The sequence below is a fragment of the Streptomyces montanus genome (assembly GCF_005786655.1).
Classification (GTDB): domain Bacteria; phylum Actinomycetota; class Actinomycetes; order Streptomycetales; family Streptomycetaceae; genus Streptomyces; species Streptomyces sporangiiformans.
The window spans coordinates 158,890-181,715 of sequence record NZ_VBZC01000015.1; the positions used below are offsets into that span (position 1 = coordinate 158,890).

At 70.4% G+C, this 22,826-nt stretch carries 21 protein-coding genes; 9 read left to right on the top strand and 12 right to left on the bottom strand.

Translation table 11 applies throughout. From position 1 onward, the window contains the following. Nucleotides 1-3 precede the first annotated feature (3 nt). Genes FE633_RS16180 through FE633_RS16190 form a run of 3 tightly spaced genes read right to left on the bottom strand, consistent with a single transcriptional unit; the run spans nt 4 to nt 3,426 of the window. Nucleotides 4-903, bottom strand: a complete 900-nt coding sequence (locus tag FE633_RS16180) for an ABC transporter permease (protein ID WP_138045839.1) — start codon at nt 901-903, stop codon at nt 4-6. Nucleotides 904-906: 3 nt separating this feature from the next. Then, nucleotides 907-1,836, bottom strand: a complete 930-nt coding sequence (locus FE633_RS16185) for an ABC transporter permease (protein ID WP_138045840.1) — start codon at nt 1,834-1,836, stop codon at nt 907-909. Between the two features lie 3 nt (nt 1,837-1,839). After that, nucleotides 1,840-3,426, bottom strand: coding sequence for an ABC transporter substrate-binding protein (locus FE633_RS16190; protein WP_138045841.1), 1,587 nt, complete (start codon nt 3,424-3,426; stop codon nt 1,840-1,842). 192 nt (nt 3,427-3,618) lie between these two features. Between FE633_RS16190 and FE633_RS16195 the strand changes: the two genes are divergently transcribed. Genes FE633_RS16195 through FE633_RS16205 form a run of 3 tightly spaced genes read left to right on the top strand, consistent with a single transcriptional unit; the run spans nt 3,619 to nt 6,942 of the window. After that, nucleotides 3,619-5,052 (top strand): four-carbon acid sugar kinase family protein, encoded by a 1,434-nt coding sequence (locus FE633_RS16195; RefSeq protein ID WP_246113646.1) that lies wholly within the window; start codon nt 3,619-3,621, stop codon nt 5,050-5,052. Next, nucleotides 5,049-6,101, top strand: a complete 1,053-nt coding sequence (gene pdxA, locus FE633_RS16200) for a 4-hydroxythreonine-4-phosphate dehydrogenase PdxA (protein WP_246113647.1) — start codon at nt 5,049-5,051, stop codon at nt 6,099-6,101. The genes FE633_RS16195 and pdxA overlap by 4 nt, the downstream gene beginning before the upstream one ends. 55 nt (nt 6,102-6,156) lie before the next feature. Next, a complete protein-coding gene (locus FE633_RS16205) occupies nt 6,157-6,942 on the top strand; it encodes a DeoR/GlpR family DNA-binding transcription regulator (RefSeq protein ID WP_138045842.1) in 786 nt (261 codons plus the stop codon). A 139-nt stretch (nt 6,943-7,081) separates the two neighbouring features. Here the strand turns inward: FE633_RS16205 and FE633_RS16210 are convergent, their stop codons facing one another. The 3 genes from FE633_RS16210 to FE633_RS16220 all read right to left on the bottom strand — a co-directional run bounded on the left by FE633_RS16210 (nt 7,082) and on the right by FE633_RS16220 (nt 8,693). Then, on the bottom strand, nt 7,082-7,477 hold the full coding sequence (locus FE633_RS16210) for a hypothetical protein (protein ID WP_138045843.1): 396 nt from the start codon (nt 7,475-7,477) through the stop codon (nt 7,082-7,084). A gap of 114 nt (nt 7,478-7,591) precedes the next feature. Further along, nucleotides 7,592-8,185: a hypothetical protein gene (locus FE633_RS16215; RefSeq protein ID WP_138045844.1), complete on the bottom strand. Its 594-nt coding sequence runs from the start codon at nt 8,183-8,185 to the stop codon at nt 7,592-7,594. After that, entirely contained in the window at nt 8,175-8,693 is a 519-nt protein-coding gene (locus FE633_RS16220; protein ID WP_246113648.1) for an RNA polymerase sigma factor, read from the bottom strand. Before FE633_RS16220 ends, FE633_RS16215 begins: the two co-directional genes overlap by 11 nt. Before the next feature lie 368 nt (nt 8,694-9,061). Between FE633_RS16220 and FE633_RS16225 the strand changes: the two genes are divergently transcribed. Next, on the top strand, nt 9,062-10,285 hold the full coding sequence (locus FE633_RS16225; protein ID WP_138045846.1) for a cytochrome P450 family protein: 1,224 nt from the start codon (nt 9,062-9,064) through the stop codon (nt 10,283-10,285). A gap of 55 nt (nt 10,286-10,340) precedes the next feature. Then, the gene (locus tag FE633_RS16230; RefSeq protein ID WP_138045847.1) at nt 10,341-11,189 is read left to right on the top strand and encodes a universal stress protein; all 849 of its coding nucleotides are present in this window, start codon (nt 10,341-10,343) and stop codon (nt 11,187-11,189) included. 55 nt (nt 11,190-11,244) lie between these two features. Here FE633_RS16230 and FE633_RS16235 read toward each other — a convergent pair whose 3' ends face one another. Continuing rightward, nucleotides 11,245-12,528 carry a DUF4032 domain-containing protein gene (locus tag FE633_RS16235; protein ID WP_138045848.1) on the bottom strand — a complete coding sequence of 428 codons (1,284 nt, stop codon included), beginning with the start codon at nt 12,526-12,528 and terminating at the stop codon, nt 11,245-11,247. 120 nt (nt 12,529-12,648) lie between these two features. Further along, nucleotides 12,649-13,848 carry an ABC transporter substrate-binding protein gene (locus tag FE633_RS16240; protein ID WP_138045849.1) on the bottom strand — a complete coding sequence of 400 codons (1,200 nt, stop codon included), beginning with the start codon at nt 13,846-13,848 and terminating at the stop codon, nt 12,649-12,651. 461 nt (nt 13,849-14,309) lie between these two features. Here FE633_RS16240 and FE633_RS16245 point away from each other — a divergent pair, with 461 nt between their 5' ends. Then, nucleotides 14,310-15,074, top strand: coding sequence for a cache domain-containing protein (locus FE633_RS16245; RefSeq protein WP_246113649.1), 765 nt, complete (start codon nt 14,310-14,312; stop codon nt 15,072-15,074). Nucleotides 15,075-15,147: 73 nt separating this feature from the next. Here FE633_RS16245 and FE633_RS16250 read toward each other — a convergent pair whose 3' ends face one another. Both FE633_RS16250 and FE633_RS16255 read right to left on the bottom strand, forming a co-directional pair. After that, a complete protein-coding gene (locus tag FE633_RS16250; RefSeq protein ID WP_138045851.1) occupies nt 15,148-16,788 on the bottom strand; it encodes a solute symporter family protein in 1,641 nt (546 codons plus the stop codon). Further along, nucleotides 16,782-17,174, bottom strand: a complete 393-nt coding sequence (locus FE633_RS16255) for a DUF485 domain-containing protein (RefSeq protein ID WP_138045852.1) — start codon at nt 17,172-17,174, stop codon at nt 16,782-16,784. Before FE633_RS16255 ends, FE633_RS16250 begins: the two co-directional genes overlap by 7 nt. 577 nt (nt 17,175-17,751) lie before the next feature. Here FE633_RS16255 and FE633_RS16260 point away from each other — a divergent pair. Continuing rightward, entirely contained in the window at nt 17,752-18,285 is a 534-nt protein-coding gene (locus tag FE633_RS16260) for a hypothetical protein (RefSeq protein WP_138045853.1), read from the top strand. Nucleotides 18,286-18,456: 171 nt separating this feature from the next. Here the strand turns inward: FE633_RS16260 and FE633_RS16265 are convergent, their stop codons facing one another. Beyond that, entirely contained in the window at nt 18,457-19,410 is a 954-nt protein-coding gene (locus FE633_RS16265; protein ID WP_138045854.1) for a DMT family transporter, read from the bottom strand. 112 nt (nt 19,411-19,522) lie between these two features. Between FE633_RS16265 and FE633_RS16270 the strand changes: the two genes are divergently transcribed. Both FE633_RS16270 and FE633_RS16275 read left to right on the top strand, forming a co-directional pair. Beyond that, nucleotides 19,523-20,128, top strand: a complete 606-nt coding sequence (locus FE633_RS16270) for a TetR/AcrR family transcriptional regulator (protein ID WP_138045855.1) — start codon at nt 19,523-19,525, stop codon at nt 20,126-20,128. A gap of 61 nt (nt 20,129-20,189) precedes the next feature. Continuing rightward, on the top strand, nt 20,190-21,590 hold the full coding sequence (locus FE633_RS16275; protein ID WP_138045856.1) for an MFS transporter: 1,401 nt from the start codon (nt 20,190-20,192) through the stop codon (nt 21,588-21,590). Nucleotides 21,591-21,792: 202 nt separating this feature from the next. Here FE633_RS16275 and glgB read toward each other — a convergent pair. Then, the coding region (gene glgB, locus FE633_RS16280) for a 1,4-alpha-glucan branching enzyme (RefSeq protein ID WP_138045857.1) at nt 21,793-22,826 on the bottom strand (1,034 nt) is incomplete at its 5' end.

The following is a 22,826-nucleotide window of genomic DNA, read 5'->3' on the forward strand; positions in this document are numbered from 1 at the left end:
GGCTCACGCTCCCTTCCGAGCACGCGACGGCGTACGGTCCCGCAGCCCGTCCCCGAGCAGATTGACACCGACCACGAGCAGCGCGATGACCAGGCCCGGCAGGGTGACCAGCCACCACGAGGTGGTGATGTAGTCCTGGCCGTCGGAGATGATGCGCCCCCAGGTCGCGAACGGCCGCTGCGGGCCCGCGCCCAGGTAACTCAGCGCGCTCTCCAGCAGCACGGCCTGCGCCAGCAGCAGCAACACCACCAGGCTCGCCGGCCGCACCACATTGGGGATCACATGGCGCGCGAGCACCGACCACGAGCGCAGCCCGAGCACGCGTGCCGCGGCGACGTACGGCTTCTCCCGCTCGACCAGCACGAGCGAGCGGGTCAGCCGCGCGACCTCCGGCCACTGCGCGATCGCGATCACGCAGGTGATGACGGTGACGGTCGGCCCGAACAGGGCGACGACGAGGAGCAGCATCATCAGCAGCGGCAGGGCGAGCTGGGCTTCCAGGAACCGGGAGACGACCGCGTCGACCCATCCGCCGAAGAACCCGGCCGCGGAGCCCGCCGCGATACCGATGAGACCGGACACGAGCACGGCGAGGACACCGACCGCGAGGGACACCTGGCCGCCGTGCAGGACGCGCGACAGCAGATCCCGTCCCAGTTGGTCGGTCCCGAAGAGATGCCCCTCGCTCAGCGGCGGCAGCCTGCGCCGCGAGAGGTCCTGCGCGTTCGCGCCGGGCAGGGGCAGCACACCGGCCAGTGCGACGGGGAGTACGACGAGCGCGGTGCACACCGTTCCGGCCCACAGCTTGAATCGGGCGCCGCGCCGCTGACTGGTGGCGGTGGCTCGGGCGAGATCGCGTGCGGTGACGGCGCTGGGCCGGTCGGCGCTGACGGCGGTGGTCATGGCTCAGGCCGCCTTTCCGAGGCGCACCCGCGGATCGAGCAGCGGATAGGCCAGGTCGACGAGGAGTTGGACGAGGATCGCGAGCGTCGCGGTGACCAGGACGGTGGCTTGGATGAGCGGATAGTCGCGGGTCTCCAGAGCGCGTACGACGAGGGAGCCGACGCCGGGCCAGCCGAAGACGACCTCGACCACCACCACACCGTTGAGCAGCGCCGCGAAGCGCGTACCGAGCGCCGTGACCAGCGGTACCGCGGAGTTCGCGAGCGCGTAGCGCCAGGTCAGCGCGGACTCACGGACCCCTCGGGAGCGGGCCACGGTGATGTACGACGAGGCCAGGGCTGTGGTCATCTCGCGGCGCACCAGCCGTGAGACCAGGGCGAGTTGAAGGACGGCGACGGTCGCGGTCGGCAGCACCAGCCCGCTCCAGGAGGTGAAGCCGGACGCGGGGAGCACCGGCAGGACCACCGCGAAGACGGTCAGCAGCATGACACCGGTCCAGAAGTCGGGCATCGACTGCCCGGCGATCGTCAGCACGTTGGCGCCCAGCTCCCTGCGCGTGTCGGCGCGGCGCGCCATCCACACGCCGAGGGGCACGGCCACCACGGTGGTGACCGCGATGGCGGAGACGGCCAGGGTGACGGTGTAAGGAATGCGGTCCAGGACCACGTCGAGTGCGGGGGAGTGGAAGGAGTAGCTCGTCCCGAGGTCCCCGGTGAACAGGTCGCGCAGGAAGAGCCCGTACTGGACGAAGAGCGGGTCGTCGAGCCCGAACTGCTCGCGGATCCGGGCGAGTTCGGCCGAGGTCGCGTTGGGTGCCGCATACGCGGAGGCCGGATCGCCGGGTGCGAGCCGCACCAGCAGGAAGACGGTGGTCAGCGTGAGGAAGACGGTCAGCAGACTCTGGCCGATGCGGCGGGCGAGATACGTCGGCACGGCTCAGCCCTCCAGTCGTACGGCGGTCAGGTCGTAGGAGTTGATCGGCTGGAGGGCCAGGCCGTGGACGCGGTCGCGGCGGGCGAGCAGCGTCTTGGGCGCGAAGGCCCACAGGCTGGGCCAGGTGTCCCACACGGCGTGCTGCACGGCGGCCAGCCGCCGGTCCCGCTCCGCGTCGTCGACCTCGGTGGCGGCGGCCGACAGCCGCCGCTCGATACGGGGGATCACATAGCCCATGAACGCGTCACCGGTACGGTCCTTCTCGGCCGTTCCGCCGTACATCCCCTGCAGCATGGTGAGGGCCTGCCCGGTCGGGCTGCTGTAGCCGTTGCCGATGACGTCCCAGTCACCGCCACGGCCCTGGCGCCACTTGAGAATGTCGCCGCCGGGCTCGAACTGTTGCAGCGAGGCGCGTACACCGACGTCCTGGAGCATGTCGAGCACGGCCTCCATGACGGAGGTGTCGCCGGCGAACTCCCCGGACTCCCAGATGACTTTGATCCGCAGGTCCTCGGCGCCGAGCGATCTGAGGAGCCGGCGGGCCCGCCCCGGATCGAAGGCGTACGTGCCCGTCGGGACGGCACCCTGGAGTGCGAGCGGCACCACGCCCCGGGCCTCCTCGGCCGTCCCGGTCAGCACATCGCGGACGAGGGCCGTGCCGTCGATCGCGTACGTCAGCGCGTGCCGGACCCGGGCGTCCGCGAGCGGGTGGCCTTCGGGCTTGCGGAAGTTGTAGAAGAGCTGGCACATGCGGGCCCCGGAGATCTCCTGGACCGTGACCCCCGGAAGTCCGGTGAGCTGTTCGGCGGAGTCCGGTGTCAGCGTGTCGACGACGTCGAGCTCCCCGCTGCGCAGGGCGACGACCCGGCTGGACTCCTCGGGCACGAACCGGACCCGGACCGTGTCGACCGACGGCTGCCGGCCCCAGTACCTGGTGTTGCGGGCGAGGGTGTACTCGCCCGCCCCGCTGTTCGCGCGGACGACGCGGTACGGGCCCGAGCCGAGCCCGGAGCGCAACTCCTCGGGCCGGTTGGCCTTGGCCGGGGTGATGTGGATGTTGGCCATCAGCCGGTCGAGCCCGGGCACCGGGCGCCGCGTGCGCAGGAGGAAGGTGCGCTCGCCGGTGGCCTCGACGGCGGGCAGCTCCGGGAAGAGACCGAGCAGGAACGAGCCGGGGACCTTGCCGTACATGCGCAGCGCCGTGGCCACGTCGTCGACGGTGACGGGGCTGCCGTCCGAGTAGCAGACGCCCTCGCGCAGTCGCACCGTCCACGCGGTGGGCTCGGTCATCTCGAAGCGGTCGGCGAGGACGAGCTGCGGCCGCAGACCCGGGCCGATGCGGGTGAGCGCCTGGCGTACGGCGCGCTGCACGGTCACCGCGGCCTCGAACTGGTTGAGCTTGTTGTCGAGGCTCACCAGGGAGCGGTTCAGACCGAGGGTGAGCGTCCCGGGGCCGGGCGCTCCGGTGGGGCCCGCACAGGCGGACAGGGGGCCGAGCGCGACGCCCGCGCCACCGAAGGCGCCCCAGCGCAACAGGGCGCGGCGGCTGGGCGGACGGGGTGAGGGGACGAGGTGAGGAGTTCGGGTCATCGTCGACCTTCTCGGTTCTGGAGGGCGACCGGTTCTCGCTGACGCCGCCCGGACCGCTGGACGACGAACAGTTGTCGCGCCGGAAAAGGTGGCACGGCTGCGCGAAGCGCGCAAGAGGTCTCGCGCATTTCGCGCAGTCTGTGTCATCATCGCCGTCCGAGGCCGACCGTCCGGAGGCTCGAGGAGGTACTCGTGTCCCGCACCACCCGCACGGGGCGTCCGCCCCGCGTACTGGCGCTCGCCGACGACCTGTCCGGCGCCGCCGAGACCGCCGCGGCGCTGGGCCCACACGACCGGACCGTGCGCATCGTGCTGGGCCCGGAAACCGCGCCGCCACTGGACGGCGAGGCGGTCGTACTGGATCTCGACACCCGGCAGCTCTCCGCCGGCGAGGCCGCGAGTGCCGTGCGGGACGCCCTGGCGCACGCCGACGGCGGCGTGGTCCTGAAGAAGATCGACTCCCTGCTGCGCGGCAACCTCGCCACCGAGACGGCCGCCTACGCCGCGGGCGCCGCGGGCGTGGTGATCGCCCCCGCCCTGCCGGTCGCGGGCCGCACGGTGCGTGACGGCGTCGTCCATCTGCACGGCGCCCCGCTGCACGCCACAGACGCCTGGCGCGCGGAACCGCGTCCTGCGCCGGAATCGGTGGGCGCGGCACTGGGCGACGTACCGACGCGGGTGGTGCCCCTCTCGGTGGTACGCGCGCCCGCGCTGACGCTGTCCGGCCGGCTGCGCACCCTCCTCGCGAAGGGACACCACCCGGTGTGCGACGCCGAGACGGACGCCGACCTCGACGCGATCGCCGAGGCGGCGCTTCAACTCGGCCCGAATGTAAGGCTGTTGGGGACGGGCGGGCTCGCGGCCGCTCTCGGTCGCAGGCTCGTGGGAGCGGACGGGGCCGCTCCTGCGGCAAGGGGGCTCCCGACCGCCGCGGACGCCGCGCGGGACGGGACCGGACACGCCGAGGGGGACGGCACTGGACACGCAGAGCAGGACGCGACCGCACACACTGAGCGGGACGGGACCGGTACGCCGGGCAGACCGCTGCTCGTTGTGGTCGGCACCGCCGAGCCCACCGCCGTTGCGCAGATCGCGCAACTCGTCGCGGCCGGTGCGCGCCATGTGCCCCTGCCGGCGCACACCCTCACCCAGCACACGCCCACCGACCACCGTGCCCGGCACACACGCACCGACCACCGTGCACCTCATCCGCTCGTCCCCGCTCCGGACGGCATCACGGTGATCAGCATCGGCGGGGGCGGAGTCGTCGAGCCGGGCGCGGCCCGCGGCCTCGTGGCAGGGCTGGCCCGCGCGGTCGCCGAAGCCGCGCACGGCAGCGACCTGGTGCTGACCGGCGGCGAGACCGCGCGCCGTGTGCTCGACACCCTCGGTGTCCGTGAGCTGCTGCCGGTCGGGCAGATCCACCACGGCGCCGTGCACTCCCGCACCCCCGACGGCCGCAACGTCGTCACCCGCCCCGGAAGCTTCGGCGGCACCGACTCCCTGCTGCGCATCGCCCGCGCGCTGCGCCCGCCGCCGCGGCCGAGGGACGTCGCCGGCTCGACGCGCCCCGACCACCCCGCCGTACCGCCCGCATCGTTCGCCCCGCAAGGAGAACCCACGTGAACGCAGCCCCCACCGCCGCGCCCGCCGAGCAGTCCGGTACCGCCGGACACCCGCTCCCGATCATCGCGGTGACCATGGGCGACGGCGCCGGCATCGGACCGGAGGTCATCGTCCCGGCGCTGCTGCACGCCGACACCCTGCGCGGCTGCCGCCCCGTCGTCATCGGCGACGCGCATCGCCTGCGCCAAGCGGCGGACATCCTCGGCATCACCTGCGACATCGTGCCCGTCGACGGCCCCGCCCAGGCGGCGTTCACGCCCGGCCGCATCAACGTCGTGGACCTCGGCCTGCTTCCGGCCGATCTGCCCTGGGGCGCCCTTTCCGCCGCGGCCGGCGACGCCGCCTACCACTATGTCCGTGTCGCCGCCGGGCTCGCCCTGGACGGCGACGTCCACGGCATCTGCACCGCCCCGCTCAACAAGGGGGCCCTGCACGCCGCCGGGCACCTCTACCCCGGCCACACCGAACTCCTCGCCCACCTCACGGGTGTCGACGAGGTGTCGATGATGCTGTCCACGCCCAAGGTGAAGGTCATCCACGTCACCACGCACATCGGTCTGATCGACGCCGTCAACCGCATCGAGCCCGGCCTCGTCGAACGCACCGTGCGCCGCGGCCACGAGGCCATGGTCCGCGCGGGCGTCGAGGCCCCCGTGATCGGCGTCTGCGGCATCAATCCGCACGCGGGCGAGAACGGGCTGTTCGGCTACGGCGAGGAGGAGTCGAAGATCGTCCCCGCCCTGGAGACCGCACGTGGCGACGGCATCGACGCCCGCGGGCCGCTCCCCGCCGACACCGCCTTCTTCCTCGCCGCGCGAGGCGACTACGACCTCATCGTGGCCATGTACCACGACCAGGGCCACGGCCCGGTGAAGGTCCTCGGCATCGAAGCGGGCGTCAACCTCACCGTGGGACTGCCCGTCATCCGTACCTCCGTCGACCACGGCACCGCGTTCGACATCGCCGGAACCGGCCGCGCCGAGGCCGGTAGCATGGTCGAGGCGCTGCGGCAGGCCGCCGAGATGTCATCCGCTCCGGCCGCCCGATGACTCTCGGTTCGTCGGCACCACAGGACACCCCAGGACACCGAAGGACCAAGGACTGATGTCTGCGATCGGATCCAAGTCCCGCCGCGACCGGATCGTCCAGCTCGCCACCACCACCGGTCTGACCAGCGTGGACGAACTCTCCCAGCTGTTCGGCGTCACGGCCTCCACCATCCGCCGCGACCTGGCGAAACTCACCACCGACGGACGCCTCGCCCGCACGTACGGCGGCGCCATGGCCCTGTCCGCGCACCCCGAGGCCTCACTGCGCCAGCGCACAGGGGAGGCCTTCGAGGCCAAGCGGGCCATCGCCCGCTGGGCGGCATCCCAGATCCAGCCCGGCGAGACGCTGCTCCTCGACGCGGGCTCGACCGTCGGCGCGCTCGCCCATGAACTGCGCACGGCCAAGGACATCACCGTCGCGACCACCGGCCTTACCGCGCTCCAGGAACTCGCCGACGTCGAGACCGTCCATGTCGAGTGCCTCGGCGGCACCCTCCGCCCGCTCAGCCAGGGCTTCGTGGGCCCGCTGACCGAGGCGGCGCTCGAACGCCTCACCTTCGACCGGGTCTTCCTCGGCACGGACGGTGTCTCGCCGGAGCACGGGATCTGCGAGGCCGACCTGCGCCAGACCCGCCTGAAGGAACTCATGGCCCGCCGCGCCGACCACGTCTACGTCCTCGCCCACGCCGCGAAGCTGGGCCGCCGCCCCTTCCATGCCTGGGCCGCCCTGCCCGAGGGCTGGACCCTGGTCACGGACGACACGGCTGAGCCGGGCATCCTCGACGAGCTGCGCACGCGCGGAGTCACCACGGTCCTGGCCGAGCCCGTCGGTACGCCCTGAGCGGCCGGCCGCGTACCGAGCGGCCCGAGCCCGCCGTACACAAGGCGGACGGGCCGAGCCGCCGTAAACGGCACGGAAAGGGCCAGGCGCCTCCCAGCGCCTGGCCCTTTCCTCCCCCGCTCCTTCGCCCCCCCCGGGCTCAGGTGCCGCAGTCCCGGACGCCGGGCAGCTGGTCGTCCGGGTGGTCGACGTAGTAATTGGCGATGTAGCCGCGGGAGTCGCCGCGCGTGACGTAGACCCACCACGGGTTGCCGCCGACGTTCTGACCCTGCTTTTGGCAGACCGCCTCGAAGGCCTGGCCCGGCTGCAACTTACCGGCGACCGTGGGGCAGTTGGCCGGCGACGGGAAGGCGTCGCAGGCGCCGGGATCGCCGGGGTTGTCGCGGAAATTGACGTCGGTCGCCCACACCGTGAAGCTCGCCCGGGCCGACACTCCGTCCGATGCGTCACCCGACGAGGCGGCCGCCGGACCGGCCAACCCTGCCGTCAGGGCCGTCGCGGCGAGGGCCGCACCGAAGGCACTACGAAGTCGCATGGAAATCTCCCCGTGTTGTCGTGCTTGCCTTACGCACGGCACACGAGGACACGGCCCTCCGTGTATGACCCAGGGGAGAGTGACGCTCGTCACAGGTCCACGGGGCGGCTTCCGTCAGGTGGGGTGGGCCTCGCTCGCTGAACAGGTCCGTAGCTCAGCGGTGTTGCGCGTACGGACACCGGGCAGCCAGCCCTCCACTCCCGCGGGGGTCCTGACCAGGTACCACCGCGTCGACGTGATGCCGGCTTCGTCCTCGACCATCGTGCCGCGCGTGACGACGCAGGCCGCCGACAGGTGGTCACCGTGCCAGACACGGCCCGCCGCGTTGCCGGGGGCGGCGTATTCGGCGTACGGATCCTTGGCCAGCCGCAGCGCGCACTCCATGGTCCGCAGGGGGCGGCACGGTCCCTCGGCGTTGAACACCGTCACCGGGACATCGAAGCGCGCGGGCCGGGCCGGAGGGGCATCGGCGGCCGGCCGGACGAGCCACCAGGACCCCAGCGCGACGGTACACACCAGGACGGCGGCGGCCGCGACCGCCCACCCGAGCCGGAGGCGTGGACCGATGGCGGCCCTGCGGGGCGGGGCGTCGGCGGCCCGTATGTTCTCCCACAGCCGCGGGGGAGTCTTGATCTCCTCATCCGCGGCCCTGAGCCGATCGCGCAGCAGCGCGGCCACGCGGTCGTCGGACTCTGCGTCAGGCCCCATGCCCGGGCTCCCTTCCTGAACCGTCCGGCTCGCTGTCCATCCCGTCCAGCAGTGAGCGCAGTTTCTCCAGTGCACGCGCGCGATGCCGGGCGGCCGTTCCGCGGTGCACCTTCATGATCCGGGCGGCCTGATCGATGGTGTAGCCGTCCAGATCGACGAGTATCACTACTCCGGCCTGTCGGGAAGAGAGTCTCCCCAGCAGCCGGATCGCCTCCATCTCGGCGTCGCGGCGCTCCACTCCTCCGTCCCAGGCCCCGGCGACCACCGGGCCGACCGCACCGACACGGCCCGCTCCGCCCGCGGTGTCGCCGGGGCCCGGGATCTCCACGTCGTCGACCGGGACCTGGCGGCGTTCGCGGCGATGCGTGTCGCGTACGACGCTCATCAGCGCGGTGAAGGCGTAAGCGTACGGCTCCGGGTGTTCGAGTAACCGCTGGGGCCGCCGGGCCAGTTTGAGATAGGCCTCGTGCACGGCGTCCTCGGCCCAGGATCTGGTCCCGGCCAGCATGACCGCTCTTCGGTAGAGCCGGGGCAGGAGCGCGCAGAACGTGTCGTCGAAGCGTGTCGGTGATGGTGACGGCGAGGGACCGGTCGGCGGGTGGCCCATGTGCTCGGATGTCTCCCGGTGGTGACGTCGGGCGGGCCGTCGTCTGCCCGCGGTGCTGTGCCGGATGATCCATACCCGGTGGCGGCCGGGACACGGGACACGCGGCACCTTCTCCGACTCGGCTCTCAACCCTCACCTCAACTCCCCTTCCAGGTCCGCCTACCGCCCGGCCTCCGGGGGCCGTGGTCCACATCGGCCCACCCGGGCACACCTGTCCGGATACCGACGTTCGTCGGTCTCGAACGCCGGGTAAACCTGCCGTTCGGCTCATGAACTGGGGGAACAACACCGTGGCGCGACCCGTCGTCGACCTGCAGCAGCTCGGACCGGAGTTCCTGCGCGATCCCTATCCCGTGTACGCGCGCCTCCGGTCGGAGGCGCCCGTACACCAGGTACGCGACACCGACGGCCAGGAAGTGTGGCTCGTCGTCGGATATGACGCATGCCGTACCGCCTTCACCGATCCGCGGCTCAGCCGGGACTGGAGGAAGACCGGTCACATCAGCCAGATAAAGAACACCGATCAGGACCAGCCCGCTCTCGCACACATGCTGATGGCGGATCCGCCGGACCACACCCGGTTGCGGCGTCTGGTGGCGAAGGAGTTCACTCCGCGCCGCATTGCCTCGCTGGCCCCTCGTATCCAGCAGATCACCGACGAACTCCTGGACGCGATGACGGCGGGACAGGAGCGCCGGGCGGATCTGATCGCCTCCTTCGCCTTCCCGTTGCCCATGACCGTCATCTGCGAGCTGCTCGGCGTGCCCGAGCTGGACCGGAACGCCTTCCGCCACTGGTCCAACGAGATGGTCGCGCGCACCAGCCCGGACGCGGAGGCGCTCGCCTACCGGGAGATGCCCGCGTATCTCCGCGAGCTGATCTCGGCCAAGCGGGCGCATCCGGGCGACGACCTGCTCAGCGCGATGATCCATGCCGTCGACCAGGGCGGTGACCGGTTCTCGCCGGACGAACTCATCGGCATGTCCGTCCTGCTGCTCATCGCAGGTCACGAGACCACGGTCAATCTCATCGGCAACGGCATGCGGGCGCTGTTCGCGCATCCTGACCAACTGGCGGAGCTGCGAGCAGACTTCGGCCTGCTGGACGGGGCGATCGAGGAGATGCTCCGCTACGACGGCCCGGTGGAGACCTGCACGCAGCGTCTCGCCCTGGAGGACGTGGAGATGGGCGGGGTGACCATCCCAGCGGGTTCCACCGTTCTGATCACCATGGCGGACGCGGACCGCGACCCGAAGCGCTTCCCGGACGCGGACCGGTTCGACATCCGCCGGGACTCCCGTGGTCACATCGCCTTCGGTCACGGTCTGCACTACTGCCTGGGCGCCCCGCTGGCGCGGCTGGAAGGGCGGATCGCGATCCGCTCACTGCTGGAACGCTGCCCGGACCTCGCCGCGGACGCGGACGAGGCCGAACTACCCTGGATGCCGGGCATGCTGATCAGAGGCGTACGGAAGCTTCCGGTGCGCTGGTGACCGTTCGCTGGACGACTGCGTGTCAGCACTCGACGGAGAAGAGAGAGGCAGCCGTATGACCCGCCCGATCACCGTAGGAGTGGATGGCTCGGCCGAAAGCCTGGCCGCCGTGCACTGGGCGGCCAGGGAAGCGGTCCGCCGCGGACGGTCACTGCGGCTGGTGCACGCCTGGGAGACCGCGGACGCGGGGGAGCACGCTCCCAAGGCGCTGGACGCGCTGCGCGAGACCGCGCACGAGCTGGCCGAACGGCACCCGAGTGTGCCGGTCTCCACCGAACGACTGGACGCGGCCCCGGTCCCGTCGCTGGTCGCCGAGGCGGCGGACGCCGAGACGCTGGTGCTCGGCTCGCGCGGGCACGGAGCGATCGTCGGCTTCCTGCTCGGTTCCGTCGGCCAGCAGGTGGTCGCGGAGTCCGCATGTCCCGTCGTTCTCGTACGCGCCGACGACCGCGCCGAGACCGAGGCGGCGGGCCGCGAGATCGTTGTGGGACAGCAGGGCGGCCCCGATGACAGTGGCGCTGCCCTGCGGTTCGCCTTCCAGACCGCGGCGGCACGCGGCGCCACCGTGCGTGTCGTCCGTGCCTGGAGTCTGCCGGCGCTCTACTCCATGAGCCCCGGCTCGATGAAGCTCCTCGACGAGGCCGGCGGCCTGGAGCCGTACGAGAAGAAGGCGCTCGCCGAAGCGCTTGAGCCATGGCAGGAGCGGTTTCCCGATGTGCCCGTGATCCAGGACACCGAGATGGGCAGCGCGGGAGAGGTGCTGCTGTCGGCGGCCGCCCGCGCCCAGCTGGCGGTGGTCGGGCGCCGTGCCCACCGCTCGGCCGTGGGCCCACGGATCGGTTCGGTGGCCCACGCGGTCATGCATCACGCGCCCTGCCCGGTGGCCGTCGTCCCGCCCGCCTGAGCTTCCCGGCCTCTGGGTTCTCAGGCTCAGCCCCGGCGGCTCAGGCCCGCCCCCGTCAGGCCGACGGAGTGGTGACGTCCGTCGACGGCAGCGCCTTGCGGATCTTCGGCAGGATGTGCTTGACGTAGTCGTCGACGGCCGTGTCCAGGCCGATGTCGTGCTGCGCCCGCTCCGACAGGTACCAGCGGTGTTCGAGCAACTCGTGGTACAGCTCCGCCGCGTCCATCGAGCCGCGCAGCTCCGGCGGTACGGCACGCACGGTGGGCCGGAACACCTCGCGCACCCAGCGGTGGGCGAGCACCTCGGGGCGCGCGGCATGGGGGTCCCCCTTGCTCGAGCGAAGCCGAGAGCTCGGGGGAGGGTCGCCGGGTGAGTAGTCCTCCTGGGTGGCCATCCAGCTCTCCAGGTCGTTGAGGAGCCGGCGCGCCTGGTTCTCCTCGGCGTCCAGCCCGGTCAGCCGGAGCAGCTGCCGTTGGTGATGGCCCGCGTCGACGACCTTGGGGACGAAGGTGACCGTGTCGCCGTTGGAGGAGTGGCCGATCTGCATCTCGGCGACGTCGAACCCGAGCTCGTTGAGCCGCCGGATCCGCCGGTCGATGTAGTGGTGCTTGCCCGCCGGATACACCGACGTACGCGTCAGCTCCCGCCACAGGCCGTCGTACCGTCGGCAAATCTCCGTGCCGAACTCGATCGGGTCCACGGACGGGTGCAGCGCCCCGGAGGCCTCCAGGTCGAGCAGCTCGCCGCTGATGTTCACCCGCGCGAGATCGAGGTCGTACGCGCGCTGCCCGTCGCTCAGCCGCGAGTGCAGCTCACCGGTCTCCGCGTCCACCAGGTACGCGGCGTACGCTCCGGCATCGCGCCGGAAGAGGGTGTTGGACAGCGAACAGTCGCCCCACGCGAACCCGGCCAGATGGAGCCGGACCAGCAGCACGGCCAGCGCGTCCATGAGCCGGTGCATGGTGGCGGGCCGCATCGTCGTCTCGAACATCGACCGGTAGGGCATCGAGCCGGTCAGATGGCGGGTGATCAGCACGGGCTCCAGGGGTGTGTCGCCCCGGGTGCGGCCGGTGACCACGGCGAGCGGGTCCACCGCGGGAATGTTCAGCCGGTCGAGGTCTCGCAGCAGCCCGAACTCCCGCACCGCGGGCCGCTCCGCCAGCTCCTTGACGGCCACCACCTCGTCGCCGGCGCGCGCGTAGCGCACCACGTGCCGCGAGATACCGCGCGGCAACGGCACCAGGTGGCGGTCCGGCCACTCCTCCAGCGGCAGATGCCAGGGCAGTGCGAGCAGGAGCGCCGGATGCTCCGGGTTGGTGGCGCTGATTTGCAATGCCATCGCTCTCTTGCCCTCGCCTCACGCTCGGCCACCGCGTCGCGCAGGCGCCTTCCCGCCCGGACGCCCCTTCCGCGCACCGGCGGGAGGGGCATCGGCAGACGGGTGATCGCCGCGCCTCGGTCAGCCCTTGATCTCGGTCCAGGCCTGGACCCACTTCGAGTAGGGTACGCACTTCACATCCGTGCGTCCGTCCAGGCACTGCTCGATGGGTGTGGTCCAGACATCGATGTCGCGCCAGAAGCTCTCGTCGGTCGCGTGATACTCGTCGCAGAACGCCGGATCGCTGGTCACATCGCACGCCTTGACGTTGGCGGGGGCCTCTCCGTAGTACTCGGCGACCGCGGCGTTCACCTTCGGAGAGATGATCCAGTTCATCCACTTGTAGGCGCAGTTGGGGTGCTTGGCCTTCGAGGAGAGCATCCAGGTGTCCGACCAGCCGGTCGCGCCTTCCTCGGGCAGCACCGCCTTCACATCGGCCCCTTCGCTCTGGGCGAGCCGCGAGATGACCTCCCAGGTGGTGCCGATCACGGAGTCACCGCTCTTGAAGGCGGCGACCTCCTTGAGATAGTCGCTCCAGTACTCGCCGACGTTCGCGTTCTGCCGCTTCAACAGAGCGACCGCCGCCTCGAACTGCTCCTCGTCGAGTGCGTAAGGGTTGTCGATGCCCAGGCCCGGCTGGGTCTCGCGCAGATACAGGGCGGCGTCCGCGATGTAGATGGGGGAGTCGTACGCGGTGACCCTGCCCTTGTACGGGCCCGAGTCGTCGAAGACCGAGGACCAGGAGGTCGGAGCCGGCGAGACCTCCTTCGTGTTGTACATCAGCAGGTTGGCGCCGCGGCCGTGCGGGATGCCGTAGGACTGGCCGTCCACGGAGTTCCAGTCCTGGTTGAGCAGGCCGATGAAGACGTCCTCGTAGTTGGGGACCAGGTCGGTGTTGACGGGGGCGGCGTCGCCGGAGGCGATGAGGCGCAGGGATGCGTCGCCGGAGGCGGAGACGGCGTCGTACTGGCCGGTCTTCATGAGCTTGACCATCTCGTCGGAGCTGGCCGCGGTCTTCGAGTTGACCTTGCAGCCGGTCCGCTGCTCGAAGGTGCTGACCCAGTCGGCGTCCGGGTCGTTGGAGCCGTCCTCGACGTAGCCGGCCCAGGCGATGAGGTTGACCTGGCCCTCGGTCTTGCCGAGCTCGCTCTGGGCTTCCATGTCCGGTGGGTTGAGCCCGAACGCCGAGGCGGAGCCGGAACTGTCCGACGAGCCACAGGCCGTGACGGACAGTAAGGCGCCGATGGCGACGGCGGTCGTGAATAACCTGCTCAGACGCACGAAATCTCCACAGGGGGGATTGAAGGTGGGGGGAGTGGCGACCCGGGGGCGCACGGACCTCGGAGAGGGGGAGGTCCATGTGCCCGAAGGGCCTCAAAACGGGCGTCCAGTGCCCGAAAACGTGCCCTTGGAGGGAGACCCGGGGCCACGGATCGCCGCGACGTACCGGATCGGCTCCGGATCCTGCTGGAGGCAGGCGGCACCCCTGCGCCGGGTCCACCTGTGAACGGGTGACGTCTTCCGGGCGGACGGCGTGCGCCACAGCCTATGGAGAGCGGCGATCTCCGGCAACTGCCATATGGATATGGGCAGTTGGGGCCGATTGGGGAGCGTGAAAGATGCGTCGAGACGGCGTCGCGTATTACCGTCGCTGTCATGCACAACTCACTCGCGGGGCTCGGTGTGCGCTCCGTACCGCGTCGCCCGCCTCGGCAGCCCACCCTGCTCGCCGGACGACGATCTTGAGGGGGAATCCCGGCCGCACAGCGACACTTGACGCTACATCAGGCGCTGCGGCGCAGGTCCGCTCCACGCTGGAGGCGGTGTTCGACGCCGTCGCGGAAACGCGGGCGGACACCGCCGCGTTGCTGGCCCGGATGGCCGCGGAGGGCCGCAGGCCCGCCTCGGCCGATCTGGCGGCACTGCGGCCCGGGCTCCATCTCCGGCTCGCCCAGGACGAATTGGTCTCCGGCATCGGGTTCGTCGCCGCTCCCGGGCTGCTCGGCGACGTACCGGCGTGGCTGGAGTGGTGGCAGAGCGGCCCGGACGGGGACGTCCGGCCGTTGCTGCTCGACCTGGACCCCGCCCGTTCCGCCTACGGCGACTACACGCACTGGGACTGGTTCGCCCTGCCGCGGGACACCGGACGTCGCACGGTCACCGGCCCGTACGTCGACTACCTGTGCTCCGACGAGTACAGCCTGACCCTGTCCGTGCCGGTGACCGTCCAGGGCCGTTTCGCGGGCGTGGCCGCCGCCGACGTGTATCTGCGCCACTTCGAGGCAGCCGTCCTGCCTCTGCTGCAAGGTCTGCCCGCACCGGCCCACCTGGTCAACGCGCGCGGGCGGGTGGCCGCCTCCGCCGATCCCGCCCACCTGGCCGGCTCCCTCACCAGGGGCCCCGACTTCCGGGCCGTGCTCGACGGAGCACGGCCCGGGCACTCGCACGGTATGCGGCTGATGCCGTGCGACGCGATACCGCTCGTACTGGTCGTGGCGGAGAGCTGAGCGGTCGGTGCGGCGTCGTCGGTCGGGCGCCGTCGGTCCGGCGCCGCACCGACGGCGCCGGACGTGCGGGGCGTCAGTGCGGCGCGCCCGCCGGCTGCTGCTGCTCGTGCTGCTGCTGCCGCTGGACGCCGAGCATCGAGCGGATCTGGAACTTCTCGTACACCCCGGGATCCTCCGTGCGGTTGCTCAGCACGGTGCCGAGCCACCCCAGCAGGAATCCGGCCGGCACGGAGACGATGCCCGGATTCTGGAGGGGGAAGAAGGCGAAGTCCACCGACGGGTAGAACGACGTGGGCCTCGAGGAGACGACGGGCGAGCAGACGACCAGCAGCACGGACGTGGCCAGACCGCCGTACAGGCTCAACAGGGCTCCGCCCGCGTTGAAGCGACGCCAGAACAGGCTGTAGATCATGGTCGGCAGGATCGCGGACGCGGCGATGGCGAAGGCCAGGAACGCCAGGGTGGCGGTGTTCGCACCCCAGGACACGAGCGCGAGCAGCATGCCGAGGACTCCGATGACGACGGCGGCCAGCCGGGCCGCGGTCATCTCCTCCGTCTGCCCTGCCTTGCCCTTGCGGATCACCTGCCCGTACAGATCATGGGCGAGCGAGGAGGCCGCGGCGAGGGTGAGTCCGGCGGCGACGGCCAGCAGGGTCACGAACGCCAGGCAGGAGATGAGCGCGGTGAGTACGGCGCCGCCGATGGACTGGGCGAGCAGCAGTACCGCGGCGTCCCCCTTGGAGTCGATGCCCTCGATGGCCTTGCGGCCGACGATCGCCGTCGCCCCCAGGCCCAGCACACCGGCCGCCAGGCACACGAAGCCGACCAGGCCCGTGGCCCACAGCACCGAGCGGCGCAGCACCCGGGTGACGCGGGGTGCGAGCAGGCGCATCATCGCGTGCGGGAGCGCGGCCAGGCCCAGCACGATGGCGATCTGCAGGCTGAAGAAGTCCAGCTTGCTGGTCGTACTGCCGCCGTAACGCAGCCCCGGCTCCAGGAAGCGCTGACCCATCCCGCTCCCGGAGGTGGCGGCGCCGAGGAGGTCGTCGATGTTCCAGCTGAAACGGTGCAGAACCATGATCGCGGTCACCGTGACACCGGCGATCAGCATGACGGCCTTGACGATCTGGATGAAGGTCGCGCCGGGCATTCCGCCGAGCGCCACATACAGCACGACCAGGGTGCCGATGACCACGACGCACAGGGTGCGGGTGGTGCTGCTGGGCTCGCCGATGAACTGCGTCAGCAGGGCCACGCTGCCGACGAGTTGGGCGACCAGGTAGAGAACACAGATGATGAGCGTGCAGGCGGCCAGGGCAATCCGTACGGGCCGCTGACTGCTGGGCAGCCGCAGGGCCAGCGTGTCGCCGAGGGTGAACTTGCCCGCGTTGCGCAGGGGTTCGGCGATCAGCAACAGCACCAGCATCCAGGCGACGGCGGTGCCGCAGAGATAGAGCAGGCCGTCGTATCCGGTGAGCGCGACCAGGCCGGTGCTGCCCAGGAGGGTGGCGGCGGACAGATAGTCACCGCACATCGCCAGTCCGTTGCGCAGGGGCGACATGTCCCGGTTGCCCAGGTAGAACTCGCTGATCTCGTCGCCCTGCGGGGCCGTGATGAGGGCCGTGAACATGCTGACCACCACGACCGACACGAACAGGACGAAGGTCAGCTTCAGGCTGGCGCCGTCGACGACGCCTTCGGAGAGGGTCACCACGCGCCGAACCGCCTCTGCTGAGGACCGCGCGTCTGCTGAGTACGCGTCGGCTGAGGACGCGTCTGCTGGGCCTCGTCGTGCTCGATCTCCGCACGGAGACGGTCGGTCGCCGGGTCGATTCGCCGCTCCATGTGCAGCGTGTACCGCCATGCGGTCAGGCCCATGACGACGAACGCGCCCACGCCGCAGGCCAGTCCCAGCGTGACGTGTCCGAACAGGGGCTGGTTCAGCATCCCGGGAACGAAACTCGACAGCAGCACGAACAGCAGGAAGCCGCCGACCGAGATCACCATCGCCACGATCCCGAAGGAGCGGTGGGCGACACGTATCGCACGGAAGTCGGGAGAGTCGCCGACTCTGCTCCCGTCTGGAGGGGAGGGTGGCATTTGTCCTGAATGGGGGCTGGAGTGCGGCCTGGAGTGTGTTGGCATACCGTGCCTTGTCTGACGCTTTCTGTTCGCGCCCCGGGCGCGATCAGTGCGCACTAGAAATGCAGTACAGGTGGGCATTGCTGACCTGGGTTCAAGTTTTCGGATCGTATAGCTCGATAATTCGCCCGAAATGCCACCGAAATCCTCATCCCGGCCAACTCTGGTGGCCCCGCTGGTGGGGGTGGTCAGCGCGGCCTGTCGGATTGTGGCATTCCATCGATTAAACAATCAACAGCGCCGAATGGCAGGGCTCGTAGTCGGCTCAAATGCAGTCCACAGCATCCGCCCTCCGCTCCTCGGCCCTGGTGACGCGTCCGCGACCGGAGGTCGGCAACGTGATGTGCAAGGTCGGCAACGTGATGTGCAGCACGCGTGCCTGGCGTCTGTGGCGTCGGCGGGGGCGATTCTGGCTGGGCATGGCTTGATCGCCGATCAAGAGGGGCAAAAACCCTGGCCAACGCCCATTCTGCTCATTTGACACGTTGCCACGCGCACAGATAGGAAGCAGCTCTCTGAGGCCGAGAGGTGGACTGTGTACGAGCCGAACGTGGTGGGGGACTGGCAGGAGTGCGACGACGAGCATGCCGGCCTGCGTGTCCGCGTCCACGGCCTGGAGAAGGCGGAGCCGCCACGGGGGCGTGACGACGCCGCCGAAGGCCTGACGTACTTCAGGTTCCGGGTGACCGTCGAGAACCGTACGACGGCGCACTTCGGCATCCATCTCGAAGACGGCCAGCTCGACGTCCGGGTCGGCGCCGACGGCGAGGCGGCGTTCCTCGACTGGAGGAACTCGCAGTTCATCGAGGGTTTCGACGTCTACCCGCTGCGCCGGGTCACTGCTGTTCTGTACGCCGCGGCCGACGACGCGAGCCTGTCCCAGGTGGACATCCAGGTCCAGCTGAAGGTCGACGAGGACTGGACCGACCGGTATCTCTGGTCGGGTGGCATCGACCTGCATGAGTCGGCCATAGGGGTCGGCGCACGCTCCGATACTCCGCTGGACATCCTCGCCGCCCAGGTGACCAGCTTCCTGCGGAAGGAAGCCGGGCCGGGCTCGACCGGTTGATCGGGTCTGCGGCATCGCTTCCGGTGGCGCGTTCTTTGCCGCGGCAAATGCGCGTGGCTCCTTGTGGCGGCCAATTGTGAGGAAATGGAAAGAGGAATTGTATCGAGCTTGACAAGGCTCGTGTCGCTTCTGTGAAGACGCCGTTCCTTTCGGAAATTTCCAGCAGTTTCCTCAAGAGGGGCGATGTGACCAGGGGGACGTCGAACGGTCGGTCTCGCACGAGACGGGGTGTCGCGCCGTCGGCCTTCCTCGGCCCTGGCGGTCACCGTGATGGACGACGGCCACCGCCAGCAGGCCGAGCGTCAGCCCCGCCGCCGTCTGCACCCCGAACGGCTCTCCGAACATCAGGGCGCCCCATACGGCCGTCACCGGAGCCATCAGGAACATGAGGGCGTTCACCTTCGTCACGCCGGATCGCCTCAGGATCAGCCAGTACAGTCCGTACCCGCCGAAGGTGGAAAGGATCACGAGCCAGGCCACGGCGGTCCAGAAAGAGGCGCTCGCAGGAGGCGTCGCCGCTCCGGTTCCCGCGGCAAGTGCGGTGAAGGCGACGGCACTTGTGCCGACGTGGATGGTCATCGACACCATCGGGGAAACGTCTCCACCGGACGACCGGCGGTCCAGGAACGTCGCTGCCACCAGACAGAGCATGCCGACGAAGGGCACGAGATATGCCCACCACTCGGTGCCCGTCCCGGCCCCGGCGTCCGCCGCGGTGACGATGCCGACGCCGGTCACGCCCAGCCCCAGCCCGACCCACTGCGTACGTGACACCGGCAGTCCCAGCAGGGGCCCCGCCAGCGCTCCGGCCACCAACGGCTGCGTCCCGTCGATCAGGGCCGTCGTACCACTGGAGACCCCCAACTCGATCGCGTAATAGACCGTGAAGAGATAGCCGCTCTGCGACAGCGCTCCTACGGCGACCTGCCGCACGACGTCCCGCGGAGTCAGCGTGCGCCACGACGCGCGTGCCACGGCCAGGGTCGCGATGCCGAGAACGAGCGCCAGCGGCAGGAAGCGCCACATGAGAAGCGTGACGGCCGGGGCGGTCCCGGCTCCGAGCTTGGCTCCGATGAAGCCGGAACTCCAGGCCAGGACGAACGCGAGGGAAAGCAGGACGTTCACGGTGTCGAGCACCTCCGGGGCGGGGAGCCGAGGTCGGCCGATCCCGGTCGAGTAGACCGATCTGTATACCTGAGTTCGTTGCCGAGTATACAGATCGGTCTATGCTGGAGCCATGACGACCGCGAACGCTCCCCGCCGTGTACCCCTGACCCCCGGAGCCCGCCGTGTACTGGCAGCGGCCGGGCGGCTGTTCTACCAGCGCGGCATCCACGCGGTCGGGGTCGACCTCATCGCGGCCGAGGCCGGCGTCACGAAGAAGACGCTGTACGACCGGTTCGGCTCCAAGGAGCAGATCGTCGTCGAGTACCTCGCCGACCGGGACGAGCGCTGGAGAGCCTTCCTCGCACCCCGCATCGAGGACGCCCCCACCCCGCAGGACCGGCTTCTGGCCGTCTTCTACGCCTCACGCGACTGGATGGCGGAGCACGGCTCCCGAGGCTGCAGCATGGTCAACGCCCATGCGGAGATCGACGATCCGGCTCATCCCGCGTACGCGATCATCACCGGGCAGAAGCAGTGGATGCTCGCCCTGTTCACCGATCTCCTACGACCTCTCGCCCCGGCCGAGGCGGACTCGCTCGGCCGCACCCTGATGCTGCTCCACGAAGGCGCCCTCGTCGCACACGGCCTGGGCATCTTCCCGGGACCGCTCGACCACGCCCGAGAGGAAGCTCGGGCGCTGCTGGACACCTCCCACGGCGGGCCGACCGCACGCTGAGCGCACCCCGCCGGACGGCGGCCGCTCTCCGATCGGCGATAGTGAACCCCGACACGGAAAGATGTACCAAGCAGCCAGGACGAGCGTGGACACGAGCAAGAGCAGCACCGACGACAGCGCCGGTGACAGCGACAGCGCCGGCGACAGAACCGGTGACGCGGCCGCCCAGCGGAACGAGGCCTCGGACTCGGCTTCGGCTTCGGTGGGCTCGCCCAGGCACGGCTGGCGCCGGTGGACGATGGACACCCGCCCGCTGCGGCGCCCGGCCTACCGTCGCCTGTGGTCCTCGACCGTCGTCACGGCCGTCGGCAGCCAGCTCACCGCCGTCGCCGTGCCCAAACAGATCTACGACATCACCGGTTCCTCAGCCTGGGTGGGCTATGCGAGCCTCGCGGGATTCCTCCCGCTCGTCGTCTTCGCCCTGTGGGGCGGCGCGATCGCCGACACCATGGACCGGCGCAAGCTGCTCCTCGTCACCAATACCGGCATCGCCGCCACCTCGCTCCTGTTCTGGATCCAGGCCGTCGGCGGGCTCGACTCGGTACTCGTCCTGATGGTGCTGCTCGCCCTCCAGCAGGCGTTCTTCGGCCTCAACTCCCCGGCCCGCAACGCCTCCATCGCCCGGCTCGTGCCCTCGGACGAACTGCCTGCCGCGAACGCGCTCGGCTCGACCGTCATGCAGACGGGTCTGGTCGCCGGGCCCCTGCTCGCCGGAGCTCTCATTCCTGTCATCGGACTGGCCGAGCTCTATCTCATCGACGCTCTCGCCCTCTGCGTCACCGTGTGGGCGGTCTACCGCCTCCCCGCGCTGCCGCCCTTGGCCACCGCCGCGGCAGCCGGCCGGGCCGGCCGGCGAGAGATCGTGGCGGGCTTCCGCTACATCGCGTTGCACAAGGTGCTGCTGCTGTCCTTCCTCGCCGACATCGTCGCCATGGTCCTCGGAATGCCCCGGGCCCTGTTCCCACAACTCGCCGCACAGACGTACGCGCCCTACGGGGAAGGGCTCGCGCTCGGGCTGCTGTTCGCGGCGATCCCCATCGGCGCGGTGGCCGGCGGGCTGATGTCGGGCACGTTCTCCCGTGCGCGGCGGCACGGCCTCATGGTCATCGCCGCTGTGGTCGCCTGGGGAGTGGCCATCACCTGCTTCGGGCTGAGCGCGAACCTGTGGGTGGCGGTGGCGTTCCTGGCTGCCGCCGGTGTCGCCGACATGGTGTCCATGGTCTTCCGTGGAGCGATCCTGCTGTCCGCCGTCACGGACGAGATGCGCGGGCGGATGCAGGGCGTTTTCACGGTCGTGGTCGCGGGTGGTCCGCGCCTGGCCGACGTGCTGCACGGTACGGCCGGCTCGGCGTTCGGGGCGCGTACGGCCGTTGTGGGTGGTGGGCTGCTGGTGATCGTCGCCACGCTTGCGCTGGCCGCTGCGACGCCGGACCTGCGCCGTTACGAGGGCACGGGCGGGTGAGCGGCGGGGGGTTCCGGTTGTTTCGCCCCCGCCGCCCCTACCCATTCCCATCCCCTGGGGCTCCGCCCCAGACCCCGCTCCTCAAACTCCCCCAGCTACCGCTGGGAGGTGCCCCCAGAGGGGCTGATCTTCAGCCCGTCCGGCGTTTGAGGACGAGGCCGTTCAGGCCGATACGGGGGTCTGGGGGCGGAGCCCCCAGGTACTAGGCCGGGCGGAGCCACACCGTTGCCAGGGGTGGCAACGTCAGGCGGATACCGGCCGGGCGACCGTGCCAGGTCTGGGCGTCCGGCTTGAGGGGGTCGGGGTTGGTGACGCCGCTGCCGCCGTACCGCGCGGCATCGGTGTTCAGCACCTCACTCCAGGCCGGGATGCCCTCCGGCACGCCGAGCGGGTACTCATACCGAACCACCGGCGAGAAGTTGGAGACGGCCAGCAGCGGAGCGCCGCCCGCGTCGAAGCGCAGAAACGCGAAGACGTTGTCGTCCGCCGCGTCCCCCACGACCCAGGAGAACCCCGCCGGGACCGTGTCCCGCTCCCAGAGGGCGGGCGTGGCCGCGTACAGGCCGTTGAGATCGCGGACGAGGTCCCGCACCCCACGATGGTCCGGCTCCGCCCCGTACGACGGATCGAGCAGCCACCAGTCGGGTCCGTGCTCCTGCGACCATTCCCCACCCTGCGCGAACTCCTGGCCCATGAAGAGGAGTTGCTTGCCGGGGTGGGCCCACATGAAGCCCAGGTACGCGCGGTGGTTGGCCCGCCGCTGCCACCAGTCGCCCGGCATCTTCGAAACCAATGCCTGCTTGCCGTGGACGACTTCGTCGTGCGAGATCGGGAGGACGTAGTTCTCGCTGTACGCGTACACCATCGAGAACGTCATCTCGTTGTGGTGGTACTTGCGGTGCACGGGGTCCTTGGACGCGTAGACCAGGGAGTCGTGCATCCAGCCCATGTTCCACTTGAGTCCGAAGCCGAGTCCCCCGTCGGAGGTCGGCCGGGTGACGCCGTCCCAGGCGGTCGACTCTTCGGCGATCGTGACGACGCCGGGATTCCGCCGGTACACCGTCGCGTTCATCTCCTGCAGGAAGGCGACCGCGTCGAGGTTCTCGCGTCCGCCGTGCTCGTTGGGCGTCCACTGGCCGTGTTCGCGCGAGTAGTCGAGGTAGAGCATCGAGGCCACGGCGTCGACCCGCAGCCCGTCGATGTGGAACTCCTCGCACCAGTACACGGCGTTGGCGA